Raw genomic sequence first — 15,218 nt, forward strand, 5'->3', positions numbered from 1 at the left:
TTCTTTTAGCCTGCGAGCGCCTGCGGATCGGCCAGCACGGTCCCGATGAATGCGGCGAAGCGCGCCGCATCGGCTCCGTTGATCACGCGATGGTCGTAGCTCAGCGAGAGGGGTAACATCTTGCGCCAGCTAATACCGCCACCGCCGTCTTCCGCGGGTGCGGCCGCCAGCCGTGTTTTGGTCACGCCGAGAATCGCCACCTCCGGCGCATTGACGATAGGCGTGAAGCCGGTGCCCCCAAAGCCGCCGAGCGAGCTGATCGAAAAGCAACCGCCAGACATCTCCGCCATCGAAAGGCCCTTTTCGCGCGCCTTCAGGGAAATCGCCGCGAGTTCGGTTGCGAGTTCCTCGACGCTCTTCTTGTCGCAATCACGCAGCACCGGCACGAGCAGTCCAAAGCGGGTGTCGACCGCGACCCCAATGTGGAAATACTTCTTGAGGACGATGTTCTTGCCATCCCCGTCGAGCGAAGCGTTGAATTGCGGAAACTCCTGCAAAGCGCGCACCACCGCCTTGATGAGAAACACGAGCGGTGTGAGCTTCACTGCCGCATTCGCCTCGTTGCGCGCCTTGCGCCAGGTTTCGAGCGATGTGATATCCGCGTCGTCGTGGTGCGTCACATGCGGAATCGTGAGCCAGTTGCGCGACAGGAAGGCGCCTGTGAGTTTCTGGATGCGCGAGACCGGCTTGATCTCCACCTCGCCGAATTCGGCGAAGTCGACCTGCGGCCAGGGCGGCAAATTGGCACCCAATGCAGGCGTTACGGGTTCGCCGGGTCCGGCATTCGCATTGGCCTGCGACCGGTTAGCAACGGATTCGACACTCATCGCGGATGCCTCTTCAAACGACCTTTGGGTACTTGACGGCGTGAAGCCGATCAGACGATTTCCGCCAGCAGCGTGCCGACGGGATACACCTCGCCAACCTGTGCGACGATGCGCAGCTTGCCCGACGCCGGCGACTCGACTTCCTGAATCGACTTGTCGCTCTCCAGCGCGTAGAGAATCTGGCCTTCGTTGACGGTCGCGCCGTCTTCGGCCAGCCATTCGGCCAGCGTGCCTTCGTTCATCGAAAAGCCCAGTTTGGGAAGCAGAACTTGTGTGGTCATGACATTGCTCTATTGATGATGAAAATCCTTGGGGTGCGCCGCTCTTATTTCAACGTGGCGCGAACCGCCGCTTCGATATCGGCCACGCCCGGAACGAAGGCGTCCTCAAGCGGCTTGGAGAACGGCACAGGGCAGAATTGCGCGCCCACGCGCTGCACCGGCGCCTTGAGTTCGCGGAAAAGGGCTTCGTAAATGCGCGAAGCGATTTCCGCGCCCACGCCGAACGGCCTGACCGCCTCGTGTACGACGACGGCACGTCCCGTTTTGGCAACCGAAGTCAATATCGTTTCGGTATCCAACGGAGAGACAGTGCGCAAATCGATCACTTCACACGCGATGCCATCTTTCGCGAGCGCCTCCGCGGCAACCATGACCTCTTGCATGCGGCGGCTGTAGCTGATCACCGTCACGTCGGTGCCTGCGCGCACCACGTTTGCCTTGCCAAGCGCAATCGCCACGCCGCGCTCCGGCGCATTGCCCGGATTCCAGTAGGACGGCATGTTCTCGATGAACAGGCAGGGGTCGTCGTCGCGGATGCAGGACAGCATCAGGCCATAGGCATCGGCCGGGTTGGAAGGCGCGACGACCTTGATGCCCGCAACGTGCGCGAACCATGCCTCCAGGTAATCGGCATGCTGTCCGCCCGTGCCGAACCCCGCGCCCGTCATGGTGCGAATGACGAGCGGCACGTTGGTCTGTCCGCCCGACATGAAGCGCAACTTCGCGGCGTGATTGACGATCATGTCCATCGCGACCGTCGTGAAGTTCATCAGCATGATTTCCGCAACGGGACGCATGCCGACCATCGACGCGCCGATCGCGGCGCCGATGATGGCCTGCTCCGAGATCGGCGTCGAACGCACGCGCGACGTGCCGTATTTCGAAGACAGTCCCTTCGTTACGCCGACAATGCCGCCCTCCTGGCCATCGGCCACGTCTTCACCCAGCACGATCACATTGGCGTCGGCCGCCATTGCGTCGTCGAGCGCGTAGTTGACGGCCTGGATAGTGTTGATGTTCGTGGGTGCCTGGCTCATGCGATCACCTCGTCCTTGAAGATGTCACGGCGAAGCTCCGCAACGTCGGGATATTCGCTCGACAACGTGAATTCGACAGCAGCATCGATCTGCGTCTCGTGATCGGATTCCATCGCGGCCAGTTGCTCTTCGGTTGCGTGCTTCGCTTCGATGAGCCACTGCCGGAAGAGCGGCACGGGATCCCTGGCCACCCAGGCGGCCTTTTCGTGCTTGTCCATGTACGCGTCCGGGTCGCCGAACACGTGCCCCTGAAAGCGGAAGGTATTCGCTTCGATGAGCGTCGGGCCGCCGCCGTTGCGAGCGCGTTCGACCGCCTCGTGTGCCGCCCTGTGCATCGCGATCGGATCGTTGCCGTTGACCGTGACGCCGGGCATCTGATACGCGACGGCTCGCTGCGCGATATTCGCCACAGACGTGCCGTAAGCGTATTTCGTGTGCTCGGCATAGCCGTTGTTCTGGCACACGAAGATCACCGGCAACTTCCAGACGGAAGCCATATTCAGCGACTCATGGAAAGCACCGATATTCGACGCGCCGTCGCCGAAATAAGCCACGGCCACCCGCGGCTCGCCACGAATCTGCGCGGCCAGCGCGAGGCCGTTTGCAATGGGCATGGAACTGCCCACGATGCCCGTCGTCACCATGACGCCGGATGCGGGATGGGTAACGTGCATCGGGCCGCCCTTGCCCTTGCAGGTGCCGGTCACGCGGCCGCCCAGTTCGGCCCACAATTCCTTGAGCGGCACACCCTTGGCGATCATGTCGTGAACGCCACGGTAGATCGTGCAGATGTAGTCGTCGTCGGTGAGGCACACCGACATCGCGGAGGGAATCACCTCCTGGCCGCGCGGCGAGTAGTACGGCATGACCAGCTTGCCGGACTTGATGACGGCACGAAAGCGCTCATCGTTCTGCTTGATGAGTGCCATGCGCCGGTAAATGTCGACCAGGACTTCACTGCTGGGCGGCTGATAGGCGTTCATTCGTATCTCTCCTGTCTCACCAGATTTTTGGCGCGCCGCTTGCATGGAGCGCCGCGATATAACCAAATACGAACGACGCGCCGATACTGCTGCCGGCGCCCGGATAGCAGCGGCCGACAACGGATGCCGTGCAGTTGCCGGTGGCGTACAGGCCGGGAATCTGCGTGCCGTCATCCCTGAGCACGCGAGCGTATTCGTCGGTCACGAGGCCGCCCGCCGTACCTACGTCGCCGGGGTACATGCGCACGGCGTAGAAGGGGCCCTCTTCGATCGGCCCGAGGTTCGGGTTCGGCTTGATGGTCGGGTCGCCATGACAGCGATCGAATGCGCGCGAACCACGCCCGTAGTCTTCGTCGACGCCCGTTTCGCAGAAGCCGTTGAAGCGCTCGATCGTTTTGAGCAGACCAGCGCGGTCGATATGGCATTTCGCGGCCAGTTCTTCGAGCGTATCGGCCTTGATCATGTAGCCGCTGTCGAGCCACTTCTCAGGAATCTGCCCCGGCATGGCGGTGCCCCACGGGTAATACTTGCGCTGCCGGCTGTCCATGACGACCCACGCGGGCACGGCCTTGCCGGTCTCCTTGTGGCGCTGGTACATGCGCTGGCCGATTTCCATGTAGGCGCCCGCTTCGTCGCAGAAGCGTTCGCCATCCTGATCAACCATGATGGAAAACGGCAGTGAGAGGTCGAGGTGATGCATAAACGGCAGCGGTGAACCGTCCGGCGCGCGCGCGCCCTCGGGCAGTTCTTCGTTGGGGCCGAGCGACGTCACGACCCACCACGCCTCCTCCATGCAGTCCACGGCGCCGCCGAGCGCGATGGCGGCTTGCAGGATTTCGCCGGTATCGCCCGGATTCGCGTTCGTCCAAGCCGCCGATGAAGGCTGCGGTTGGTATTTGCGGCGCATTTCCGCGTTGTGCGAAAAGCCGCCGGTGTTGAGCAGCACGCCTTCGCGAGCCTGGATGCGCATTTCGCGGCCGCTGCGGACCGCAACGATGCCGGTCACGCGCCCGTCCTCGACAATGAGTTCGCGCACTGGCGTGTCGGTCCAGATCGGCACGTTCGCACGCAACGCCATCTGCAGCATGCGCCCCTGAATTGCCGCGCCGTTGGCAACCAGCTCTTTGCCCGTGATCTTCTGATACAGCATGCGGCCGCCAAGCTGCATCGCCTTGCGCTTGCCGCCCCACGTGCGCTTCATCAGAAAGAGTTGCGGATACTCGTCCGAATTGGCCGGCATCGAAGGGCCCTTGTAGCGCGACAGACGCGGCGCCCATTCGCCCAGCTCCTTCACGTCGAACAGCTTTGCCAGCAGCGAACGGCCACGCGGCTCGCCACCGGGCAGCGTGTCGTAGTAGTCGGACCAGCCGTCCGCGTACACGAACTGCATACCCTGCTCTTCGAGGAACTCGGCCATCTTCGGTCCGGTGCGCAGATACGCCTCGCGCCGCGCCTCCGATGTGCCCGGGCCTTGATAGGTCACCGCCGCGTCGAAGTACTGGCGCGCGCGTTCATACGAATCGCTCACGCCGTGACGCTTCATCACGTGATTGTTAGGCAACCACCACACCCCGCCCGAATAACCGGTCGAGCCGCCGACCTTCGGCAGCTTCTCGATGATGAGCGCATCCTTGCCCACCGACTTGCAGGCAAGCGCAGCGCACATCGAACCGCCACCGCTGCCGACCACCACGAAATCGTAGCTAGCGTCCCAGGTCCCCGACATCACTCCTCCTGCGCGATGAATTCGCGCAGCGCGCGATGGAAGTTCGACACCGACGTTTCCTGCAGCGGATTCGTGCGCGAACCCTTGAACCCGCGCGACTTCATGCCCTGCTGCACGTTGGTCATGTTCTGGAAGTCCTGCCACAGGATCAGGCCGAAGTTTTCCTGCGCGTTCTCTTTCCAGTCGTCCACGCCGTAATAGAACTCACGCTTCAACGGCGGCTCCGCACCCGGCGCGAAGCGCTGAAGCGACCAGATGTCGTAGATGCACGAATCGGGGTTGTCGCCGTCCGGCCGCGCACGATAGAACAGCGCGCCATCGGGGTACGGGAGAAACACGAGATTCGGAAACACGTGCCAGTCCGCACCCGCGCGACCGAGCTGTTCGAACGTAATCTCGGGCCAGCCCGCACCTTCTGCGATAGCCGCTTCGCGCTGGAACTCCATCGCCTTCCCCAAGACTTCGAACTGGTTGCCCGACGGCGACATTTCGTGCATCAAACGCTTCGCGGCTTCATAGTCGCGAGCCGTGTTGATCGCCTTGAGCGTTTCTTCCATGACGCGGAAGAAGTTCACGAGACCCTGCCGCACATCCTCAGGCATGGGCTTGCCAGTGCGCGGCGACGGCGCGCCGATCATGCGCGTGGCCGTCGAGTACCCGAACATGCCGTGGCGGCCGTAGGCGAAGCTGCGCGTCACGTCGTCGCCGGCAACGTCGAGCAACTGCGGGTGCGTTGCGGCAACGTGATAGCCTTCGTTGAACGCTTCGAGTGCGACCTTCCAGTTGCACGGCAGGCGAATCGACTTGTACCAGCGGTAGCGCATCTTCTCGAACTCGAAGCAGTTCGTGATCTCCGGCACCGGATCGAGGAATCTTGCGAGCGGTTCGGCGTTCGGATCCATGTTGATGAAAACGAAACCGCCCCACGTGTCCACCAGAACGTCGGTGAGACGCAGATCGCCATCGGCCATTTCCGGGCAGCCTTCCCAGTCTTGCCGGTCGAGCACGCGCGCCACGCTGCCGTCCAGATTCCACTGCCAGCCGTGATAGGCGCAGTGAAACTTCGCGGCCTTGCCGCAACCGTTGGTCAAGCGGCGCCCGCGATGCTGGCAAACGTTGAAAAAGGCCTTGATTTCTTCAGCCGACTTGCGCACGACGATGATTGACTCGCCCGCCACATCGAAAGTCACGTAGTCGCCGACATTGGGAATCTCTTCCAGGCGGCAGGCAACCTGCCACACGCGCGGCCACAGGCGCTCGTTCTCCCGCTCGAGAAACTGCTTCGACAGGTAACTGTCCTTCGGGACGAAATCGAGTCTGACCGTGTGCGCACCCGAATCGGGACCTCTGTTACCCATGGATATCTCCTTGATGTGGCCGGCGTAGGCGCCGGTTCCGGCTTTTTATGTCGCGGCCGCTCGTTTTGCAGCCCGGTCGGTAACCAATATGCAACTATCGGTGCAATTTTCGTGAACGGCGTTCAGATGCTAGGCCTGCGCCCGGATTGCTGTCAATCCGGACGAACGTCAATCGAACTCAATCGAGCGCCGCGGTCAGTGCGGGTACCGCTTCGAACAGATCGGCGGTGAGACCGTAATCGGCCACCTGAAAAATCGGGGCCTCGCTGTCCTTGTTGATTGCGACGATGACTTTCGAGTCCTTCATGCCCGCAAGGTGCTGAATAGCGCCGGAGATGCCGACGGCGATATACAACCGGGGCGCGACGATCTTGCCGGTCTGCCCGACTTGATAGTCGTTCGGCACGAAACCGGCATCGACGGCCGCGCGCGAAGCGCCGACGGCCGCACCAAGCTTGTCCGCGAGCGCATCGAGCAGCTTGAAGTTATCGCCGTTCTGCATGCCGCGACCGCCCGACACGACGATATTCGCCGCGGAAAGCTCCGGGCGGCTCGACTTCGTGAGTTCCTGACCGACAAAACGGGCCCTATCGAAGGCCGGTGCCGTGGCAATCGCGCGCGCGGGCGCGGTGCCCGAACCGGTGGCCGCCGCATCGAAAGCGGTCGGGCGGATCGTGATGACCTTGATGGCATCGGACGATTGCACCGTTGCGAGTGCATTGCCCGCGTAGATCGGACGCACGAATACATCGGGCGCTCTGATGGCGACGACATCGGAAATCTGCGCGCTGTCGAGCAACGCCGCCACGCGGGGCATGAAGTTCTTGCCCACGGCCGTCGAAGCGGCAATCACATGCGTATAGCCGCTGGCAAGTGAAACAACGAGAAAGGCGAGATTTTCCGGCAGCGCGTGCGCGTACTCCGGTGCGTCCGCCACCAGCACCTCGGCGACGCCGGCAATGCTGGCCGCTTGCTCAACCACGGCCGCGGCGCCGTGGCCCGCCACCAGCACATGAATGTCGCCGCCCGCTGCGCCCGCCGCCGTGACGGCGTTGAGCGTGGCGCGCTGCAGGGTTGCGTTGTCGTGTTCGGCGATTACGAGAATAGTCATGATCAGATCACCTTCGCTTCGTTGCGAAGCTTTTCAATCAGCGCTGCAGCATCCGGAACCATTACGCCGCCTTTACGCGCCGGCGGCTCAGTCACTTCGAGAACCTTCAAACGAGGCGCGACGTCAACGTTCAGCGCTTCGGGACTCAGCGTCTCCAGCGGTTTCTTCTTCGCCTTCATGATGTTGGGGAGCGTCACATAGCGCGGGCTATTCAGGCGCAGATCGGTCGTGACCACCGCTGGCAGATCGAGCGCGACACGTTCAAGACCACCGTCGATCTCACGTGTAACGATCAGTTGCCGCTCGTCTACTTCCGTCTTGAACGCGAATGTCGCTTGCGGCCAGCCGAGCAATGCGGCGAGCTTTTGACCGGTTTGACCAGCGTCGTTGTCGATGGCCTGCTTGCCGAGCAATACCAGCTGCGGGTTTTCCCGCGACGCAACGGCGCTCAGCAGTTTGGCGACTGCGAGAGGCTGCAGGTCGGCATCGCTTTCGACGAGCACTGCGCGATCCGCCCCCATGGCGAGCGCCGTGCGCAACACCTCCTGCGATTGCGCAGTTCCCGCCGATACCACGACGACTTCACTCGCAATACCCGCTTCCTTGAGGCGCACCGCCTCCTCCACCGCGATCTCGTCGAACGGATTCATGGCCATTTTCACGTTGGCCAGATCGACGCCCGAACCATCGGCTTTCACCCGCGGTTTCACGTTGTAGTCGATCACGCGCTTCACCGCGACCAGTATCTTCAATTTGACGCTCCGAACGCTTTGTTGAACAATGTTCTATATTCTGAACTCATCTTTTTGCGGCTGTCAACGAGAAGAATGAACAAGGCGTCATTCGGCAACGAATTTGGCGCTCTCGTTCACCACCATGGAGGCAACGAATGAAGCTCTATCGATGCGAACGTTTTGAGGGAATCTCAGGCTTGGCGCTACACGAGGAACCCGATCCACCGCAGCCTGGCGCGCATGAGGTGCTGGTGCAGGTCAACGCAAGTTCACTGAATTTTCGCGAGCTGTTGCTGATGAAGGGCGCATTTCGCGACTGGATGGCGCCCAACTTCATTCCCGCCTCGGACGGCGCCGGCGTCGTGCTTGCAGCCGGTTCTGGCGTTCGGCGTTTCAAGCCCGGCGACCGGGTGATGGCGAATTTCGCGGAAAACTGGCATGGTGGCGCCCGCCCGCAACACGCGGATATGCTGGGCCGCGGCGCGATAGTCGAAGGCATGCTGCGCGACAAGGCGGTGCTGAACGAGGAGGAACTGGTTAGCGTTCCGGATCATCTCTCCGACGAGGAAGCTGCAACGCTGCCTTGCGCCGCCGTCACCGCATGGAACGCGTTGTGCGGGCATGCGCCCCTTCTGCCGGGCCAGAGCGTCCTCGTGCAAGGTACCGGCGGCGTATCGATTTTCGCGCTGCAGCTTGCGCGTCTGTTCGGCGCTCGCGTGATTGCCACGTCGTCGAGCGATGCGAAGCTCAAACGCCTCGCGCAATTAGGCGCCGACGCCACCATCAACTACCGCGAAACGCCGCAATGGGACGACGCCGTGCTGCGCTTGACCGATGGACTGGGCGTCGACGTCGTCGTCGAGGTGGGAGGCGCGCAAACCTTCGGCAAGTCCGTTGCCGCCACACGGGATGGCGGCCGAATCAGCGTCGTGGGGCTGCTAACCGGCGCGCCCTCTACGGGCGAGGGATTCTTCACGCGCGGCCTGTCGATCGCGCCGATCCGCGTCGGTTCCCGTCAGGATTTCGAAGCGATGAATCGCGCGATCGGGCTGCACAAACTGCGGCCCGTAATCGACTCGGTTTATGACTTTGCACATGTACCGGATGCGCTGCGGCACCTCGAAAGCCAGCAGCATTTCGGCAAGATCGTCATTCGCCACCCGCAAGCAGCCACTGCATGATCGATGGGAGTCAGACTATGAAACTGTTTTCACTGGAAGGGCAGATTGCGCTCGTCACCGGAGCGTCACGCGGCCTCGGCTTCGCCATGGCAAGTGCGTTGGCGTCGGCGGGTGCGACCGTCATTCTTTGCGCGCGATCGCGCGAGAGTCTGGAAACTGCCGCGGAATCGATCAGGAAGACGGGCGGCAGCGTCGACGTGGAACCGTTCGATCTCACGGATCAAGACGCGATCAGAAGCGGCGTACGCAACGTCCTTGCGCGTCATGGACGCATCGACGTCCTGCTCAACAATGCCGGCATTTGCGAATGGAGCGATTTTCTTCAGTCGAACGTTGAAATGTGGCAAAGGACGATGGATACCAACGTCACGGCCGCGTATCTGCTCGCGCAGGAAGTCGCTCGTCCCATGATCGAACGCGGGCACGGACGCATCATCAACGTGGGTTCCTACGTTTCGGTGCTCGGCCGGGAGAAGCTCCAGGCATACGTGGCCAGCAAGCACGCGGTCGCCGGGCTCACGAAATCGCTCGGCGCGGAGTTGGGCCGCCACGGCATTCGTTGCAACGGTATCTGTCCCGGCTATTTCCTCACCGATATGGCCGAGCCCGTTACATCGAATCCGCAAATGAAGGAGATCGTCCGCTCGCATATCTCGGTTGGACGCTGGGGGAACCCGGAAGAACTCGGCGGCGTAGCCGTGTTTCTCGCCTCCGAGGCCAGCTCCTACATGAATGGCCAGATGCTGATGGTGGACGGCGGCGTCTCGGAGATCCTCAGCTTCTCGATGTCCGTGGTGTAGGCCTGCCCAGCACCGTCCGCCCCGACGTTTCCTGACTTGCACGCAATTCGGCCGCCATCTTCGCAGATGGCGGCCCGCCACATTCTTTCTGCGGGCAGTGCCGCGTAACGCGGCACATGCGACACGGTCACGACCGCAGGGTCACCTCGCCACTGCGGGCTTCGACCTGCGACGAACCCTTCGCCGCGGCTTTCGCCACTGCCTTGCGGGTGATCCCTTGCAACAGGAAATGCGACAGCGCCGGGATCAGGATCAGCGCACCGATCATGTTCCACAGGAACATGAACGTAAGCAGGATGCCCATATCGGCCTGAAACTTGATCGGCGAGAATGCCCACGTCACCACCCCCGCGGCCAGTGTCACACCCACCAGCGCCACCACCTTGCCCGTGAACTGAACTGCGTGGCGGTAGGCCACCTTCAGCGGCTGCCCTGTGCGCTGGTACGCGAGCTGCACGCTCAGCAGGTACAGCGCGTAGTCCACCCCGATCCCGACCCCCAGCGCAATCACCGGCAGCGTCGCCACCTTCACGCCAATACCCAGCTTGACCATGAGCGCCTCGCACAGCACCGACGTAATGCCGAGCGGAACGACCGCCACCACCACCGCGCGCCAGCTGCGGAACGTGATGAAGCACAGCAGGATCACCGCCGCGTACACCATGAACAGCATCGTGCGGTTCGCCTTCGCAACGACCACGTTCGTCACCGCGTCAATACCCGCCGAGCCCGCCGCCATCAGGAACTGGTGGTCCGCGTCACTGTGCGCCTTCGCGAACTCCTCGGCCACCTCCATCACACGCGAGAGCGTTGCCGCCTTGTGGTCCGTCAGATACGCAATGACCGGCGCCGTACCGCACGTCTGGCTGATCAGGTCCGGATGGTCCAGCAGGATCTGCCAGACCGTCTTGTTGATGATCGACGGCACACGATCGATCGTGTACCACTTCGGATAGCCCTCGTAGAAGCCCGAGGTCATCCAGCGCGTCAGGCCACCCACCGAGGTCGTCGTCTGCACGCCCGGAACGCCGCGCAGTGCGGTCTCGAGGCGGTCCGCCTCCAGCACGAGCGGGAAGTTGTTCGCGTCGCAGGTGCCGTGCGACGACTTGCCGACCACCACGAACAGATCGCTCGACAGCCCGAAGTGCGCGTTGATGTACGCGTTGTCGAGGTTGTAGCGCGAGTTCGGGCGCAGCTCCGGTGCGCCGCTATCCAGGTCGCCGATCTGCAGGTGCTGGCTGATCGACCAGCCGACTGCCGTGAGCGCCGCCGCGCACACGATCGCGCCCACCGCCCAGCGGCGCTCGGTGAACCGGTCCAGCAGGTTCCAGAGCGCACCCGCGGACGACGTGCCGCGTTCGTCGTTCTGCTCGCCACGCACGCTGCGACGTGCCGCCGACGGACTCACACCCACATACGAGAGCAGCACCGGCAGGAGCAGCAGATTCGTGAAGACAAGCACGCCCACGCCCACGCTCGCCGTGAAGGCCAGGTCCTTGATCACCGGAATGTCGATCACCATCAGCACGGCGAAGCCGACGACGTCCGCGAGCAGCGCCGTGAGTCCGGCCAGGAAGAGCCGCCGGAACGTATAGCGCGCGGCGACGTAGCGGTGTGTGCCGCGCCCGATGTCCTGCGTGATGCCGTTCATCTTCTGCGCGCCATGCGACACGCCGATCGCGAACACGAGGAACGGCACCAGCACCGAATACGGATCAAGCACGTAGCCGAGCGTGCTGATGATGCCCAGCTGCCAGACCACGGCGATGAGCGAGCAGGCCACCACCAGCAGCGTGCTGCGATAGCAGCGGGTGTACAGAAAGATCACGGTGAGCGCAATCGCCGCGGCGATACCAAAGTACATCGCCACCTGCTTCAGACCCGCGATCAGGTCTCCGATCAGCCTGGCGAAGCCCACCACGTGCACGCGCACCTCGCCCCGGCCTTCGGTCTTGATGACCTCGTCGATCTGGCGCGAGAGCTTTGCGTAGTCAAGCGCCTTGCCCGTATCGGCGTAGTGGTCCAGCAGCGGCAGCTGGATCATGCTCGAATGCAGGTCGTTGGATACGAGGCTGCCAACGATATTGGCGCGCGCCACGTTCGTACGCAGCTGTGTAATCGCCTGAGTCGAACTGTCGAAGCCGTCCGGCATGACGGGACCGCCCGCGAAGCCCTTCTCGGTCACCACGTTCCAGCGCACGATCGGCATCCACAGCGATTTCACACCCGGGCGATCAACGCCTGGAATCAGGAACAGGGCATCGTTGATGCGACGCAGTGCCGCCAGGTACTTCGGATCGTAGATGTCGCCGGAAGGATTCCCGACGACGATACGCAGCGAGTTGCCGAGTCCCTTCAGGTCCGCCTTGTTGGCAAGATAGTTCTTGATGTACGGATGCGAGAGCGGAATCATCTTCTCGAAACTCGCATTGACATCGAGCCGCGTCGCCTGAAACCCGAGCACCGCGGTGATGATCGCGCAGATGATCATCAGCCAGGGACGCCGGTTGAAGATCAGCCGCTCGAGCGCATTGCCAGAACGCGAATCGAACTGGGCAAGATCCGCCACGACGGGCATTTTGTCGAATTGGGCATTGTTGCCGCCAGCCATGTCTGCTCCCCCTTATTGCGACTTCGCCAATGTGACGCGCGTCAGGCCTGCTGCGCCGGCCAGCACCGCGGTGTCGTCGCGCAGCGCCATGGCGAAGACCCCGCCCGGCTGGCTCGCGCCCAGTGTGTGGAACGTTGCGCCCTGATCGGTGCTCTCGAGCAGTTCGCCGGCCTGCGTGGCCAGCAGCAGACGACCATTCGGGAGCTCGGCTGAGGCGAGGATGCTCGCGCCTGTCGGCAGCGTGATCTTGCTCCAGGTGGCGCCGCCATCGGTGGAGCGGTAAGCGTTGCCGAGCAGGCCGTACACGACCATCGCGTTGCCCGCCGCGGCGAGTCCGAAGAGGCTGCCCTTCGACGGCGAGGACATCGCAACGAAGCGCTGCCTGTCGGGGTCGAGTTTGAGCAGCAGCGCCTGCTCGCCCACGATATAGAGCGTCCCGTTAATACGCCGCATCGCATGCAGGTTCAGGGCGTCCGGGTTGTCGACGCGGTCAAACCATGGAACCCAGTTCTTGCCGCCGTCTTCGGTATGGAAAATGATGTTGAACGAACCGATGACCCAGCCCGAGCGCTCGTCGTCGAACCAGACGTCGAGGAAAGGACGTCCGCCCTGGTCGGCCACGAAGCGCTGGGCCTCCTCGCGCGAGGCCTTCAAGTCCGGCGAATCGCCCCGCTGCTGCGCGTAATAGTCGGTCATCAGCTTCGCGGCCTGCTCGCCGTCAAGCTGGCGCGTCCAGGTATTGCCGCCATCGGCCGTGTGGAGCACTTCCCCATCGTGTCCGACCGCCCAGCCCAGCGTCGAGGACTTGAAGGTCACCGCAACAAGATCGGCGCTCACTGGCACGTTCACCTGGCGCCAGTGCGCCGCGTCGTCGTCCGAGACGAGAATGACGCCGCGTGGCCCCACCGCGACCAGTCGCTGGCCGGCCTGGGCAACGGCCATCACGGGTTCGTGTGCAGCGCGTGGGTTGGTGATTGCCGGCGAGTGCATCGGGTCGGCAAACCCCGCATAAACCGCACTGCTCGCGAGGCCTGCTGCCGCCACCAGGGCGAGCCAACGAAACATGGTATTGCGCATTGCGTCTCCTTCACAGTTACTGCCGATCGACTCCGCGAACTGTCCTGGGCTTTATGTAATTTTGGCGTGCAGTGCCGGGTCGAACCGGCACTGCAAGTTTGCTGCGCTTACTGCTTTACCGCCTGCTACCGGATACCGCTTGACTGCATGTGCTCCGGCGTAAAGAAGTCATGCGAAAAGCTGCTATTGAAGAAGACGCCCGGCGATTCGGCCGGATGGCTTCCGAAGATATACACACCGCTATTGAAGTCGTAGAACCAGTTGCCCAGCGAATACGGCACTTTGTAATCGTAGGCAGGCACCGTGGTCTGGAAGCCCCCACGATAGAGCTTGCCCGACTGGTCGTACGCGTCCATCATTCCGCCGCCGCCGTCCTCGTCGAAGTACATCGTCTTCTTGCTGTAGATGTGGCGCGAGCCCGGCTTGAGCGTCAATTCCACAACCCACACCCGGTGCAGTTCCCAACGCACATCGTCGGGATTCACGAAATGCGGCGTCAGGATCTTGCTCGCAGGCGTCTCGTACTGTTGCTTGTAGTCGTTGTACGGGATGTACATCTCCTTCTTGCCGATCAGCTTCGCGTTCCAGCGATCGATCTTCCCGTAGAACAACTGAATGTCGTCCATCGTGATCGCGCCCGAGTAGCCGGGGTTCGGAGTGTCATAGGCCAGGTCTGGCGCGACTCGTACGCGACGCTGACCGGGGTTGTACTCCCACGATTGCTGGTCGTGATCCGCAGTGTCCGTGAAGAACCAGTAAAGCGTGGTATCACCAATCATTCGCGCCGGCGCTACGAAATCATTGTTGATGTACTGCCAGACGGCAGTGCCACCCTTCTTCTTGAATGCATCTTCCTGCTTGAGGTCGAAATACGGGTAGTAAATCGAACTCTTGAATTGCGCCGCGAGGATCGGCGTGCCGCTGGTGTCGACGAGCCACGTCTTTACGTTGTTGCGCTGCGCCGTACCGACGTAGCGCAGTTCCCAGTCCCACATCGCTTCCTGCCCATTGCTTGGCACAGGAAACGGTTTTCCGCCGAATGCATCTGCCACGAACAGACCGTTCTTTTCGAGCTTCGCACTCTGCGCATTCTTTTCCGAGTTCGCCAGATACCAGTCCGGGTACGAGACGGAACGGTGCGTCGGGTAAACATCCATGCGGTACGTCGGGTAGCGCTTGAACAGCTCGAGCGAACTGGCACTCAATTTGTCGGCGTATTGCTGGTAGTTTTGCGCCGTTATCTGCATCGTCGGCTTCTCACCGGCAAACGGATCCGCCCACTTTCCCGAGTCGGGCTTAAAACCCGCCGGCGCCTGCGTAATTCCGCCCGTGTACGCAGGAATCGTCCCGTCCTTGCTGCCGGCAATTTGCGCGCCGAATGGCGTCATCCCGTTCTCGAGCGCGCCAGCCATCGGCGCCATGCAAACAGCCGCTGCAAGTGCGAGCGCCTTCATCAACATCAGGTGCTTCTTCAAAGCCTTCACCATCCCTT

At 62.3% G+C, this 15,218-nt stretch carries 13 protein-coding genes; 2 read left to right on the plus strand and 11 right to left on the minus strand.

From position 1 onward, the window contains the following. Window positions 1–5: 5 nt before the first annotated feature. From AB4Y43_RS00240 to AB4Y43_RS00275, 8 genes are all read right to left on the minus strand, one after another. The gene (locus AB4Y43_RS00240) at window positions 6–827 is read right to left on the minus strand and encodes a 2-oxo acid dehydrogenase subunit E2 (RefSeq protein ID WP_083245640.1); all 822 of its coding nucleotides are present in this window, start codon (window positions 825–827) and stop codon (window positions 6–8) included. A gap of 50 nt (window positions 828–877) precedes the next feature. After that, a complete protein-coding gene (locus AB4Y43_RS00245; protein WP_069268804.1) occupies window positions 878–1,108 on the minus strand; it encodes a biotin/lipoyl-containing protein in 231 nt (76 codons plus the stop codon). 44 nt (window positions 1,109–1,152) lie between these two features. Further along, the gene (locus AB4Y43_RS00250; RefSeq protein ID WP_342947379.1) at window positions 1,153–2,145 is read right to left on the minus strand and encodes an alpha-ketoacid dehydrogenase subunit beta; all 993 of its coding nucleotides are present in this window, start codon (window positions 2,143–2,145) and stop codon (window positions 1,153–1,155) included. Continuing rightward, window positions 2,142–3,128, minus strand: coding sequence for a thiamine pyrophosphate-dependent dehydrogenase E1 component subunit alpha (locus AB4Y43_RS00255; protein WP_368602290.1), 987 nt, complete (start codon window positions 3,126–3,128; stop codon window positions 2,142–2,144). The genes AB4Y43_RS00250 and AB4Y43_RS00255 overlap by 4 nt, the downstream gene beginning before the upstream one ends. Window positions 3,129–3,144: 16 nt before the next feature. Continuing rightward, window positions 3,145–4,854 (minus strand): FAD-binding protein, encoded by a 1,710-nt coding sequence (locus AB4Y43_RS00260; protein WP_368726679.1) that lies wholly within the window; start codon window positions 4,852–4,854, stop codon window positions 3,145–3,147. Continuing rightward, entirely contained in the window at window positions 4,854–6,212 is a 1,359-nt protein-coding gene (locus tag AB4Y43_RS00265) for an SRPBCC family protein (protein ID WP_069268808.1), read from the minus strand. The genes AB4Y43_RS00260 and AB4Y43_RS00265 overlap by 1 nt, the downstream gene beginning before the upstream one ends. A gap of 178 nt (window positions 6,213–6,390) precedes the next feature. Beyond that, window positions 6,391–7,323 (minus strand): electron transfer flavoprotein subunit alpha/FixB family protein, encoded by a 933-nt coding sequence (locus tag AB4Y43_RS00270; RefSeq protein WP_368726680.1) that lies wholly within the window; start codon window positions 7,321–7,323, stop codon window positions 6,391–6,393. Window positions 7,324–7,325: 2 nt separating this feature from the next. Continuing rightward, a complete protein-coding gene (locus AB4Y43_RS00275; RefSeq protein ID WP_368726681.1) occupies window positions 7,326–8,075 on the minus strand; it encodes an electron transfer flavoprotein subunit beta/FixA family protein in 750 nt (249 codons plus the stop codon). Between the two features lie 137 nt (window positions 8,076–8,212). Here AB4Y43_RS00275 and AB4Y43_RS00280 point away from each other — a divergent pair, with 137 nt between their 5' ends. Next, window positions 8,213–9,238 (plus strand): NAD(P)-dependent alcohol dehydrogenase, encoded by a 1,026-nt coding sequence (locus AB4Y43_RS00280; RefSeq protein WP_368726682.1) that lies wholly within the window; start codon window positions 8,213–8,215, stop codon window positions 9,236–9,238. A gap of 17 nt (window positions 9,239–9,255) precedes the next feature. Continuing rightward, window positions 9,256–10,038, plus strand: a complete 783-nt coding sequence (locus AB4Y43_RS00285; protein WP_342947375.1) for an SDR family oxidoreductase — start codon at window positions 9,256–9,258, stop codon at window positions 10,036–10,038. Between the two features lie 127 nt (window positions 10,039–10,165). On the opposite strand, the gene AB4Y43_RS00290 is transcribed toward AB4Y43_RS00285, so the two are convergent. The 3 genes from AB4Y43_RS00290 to AB4Y43_RS00300 form a co-directional block, all read right to left on the minus strand. After that, window positions 10,166–12,649: an RND family transporter gene (locus AB4Y43_RS00290; RefSeq protein ID WP_368726683.1), complete on the minus strand. Its 2,484-nt coding sequence runs from the start codon at window positions 12,647–12,649 to the stop codon at window positions 10,166–10,168. A 12-nt stretch (window positions 12,650–12,661) separates the two neighbouring features. After that, a complete protein-coding gene (locus AB4Y43_RS00295) occupies window positions 12,662–13,726 on the minus strand; it encodes a WD40/YVTN/BNR-like repeat-containing protein (RefSeq protein ID WP_368726684.1) in 1,065 nt (354 codons plus the stop codon). Window positions 13,727–13,851: 125 nt separating this feature from the next. Beyond that, a complete protein-coding gene (locus tag AB4Y43_RS00300) occupies window positions 13,852–15,213 on the minus strand; it encodes a DUF1329 domain-containing protein (RefSeq protein ID WP_368726912.1) in 1,362 nt (453 codons plus the stop codon). Window positions 15,214–15,218: the final 5 nt, after the last annotated feature.

It is taken from the genome of Paraburkholderia sp. BR10872, from assembly GCF_040965835.1.
Taxonomy (GTDB): Bacteria; Pseudomonadota; Gammaproteobacteria; order Burkholderiales; family Burkholderiaceae; genus Paraburkholderia; species Paraburkholderia nodosa_A.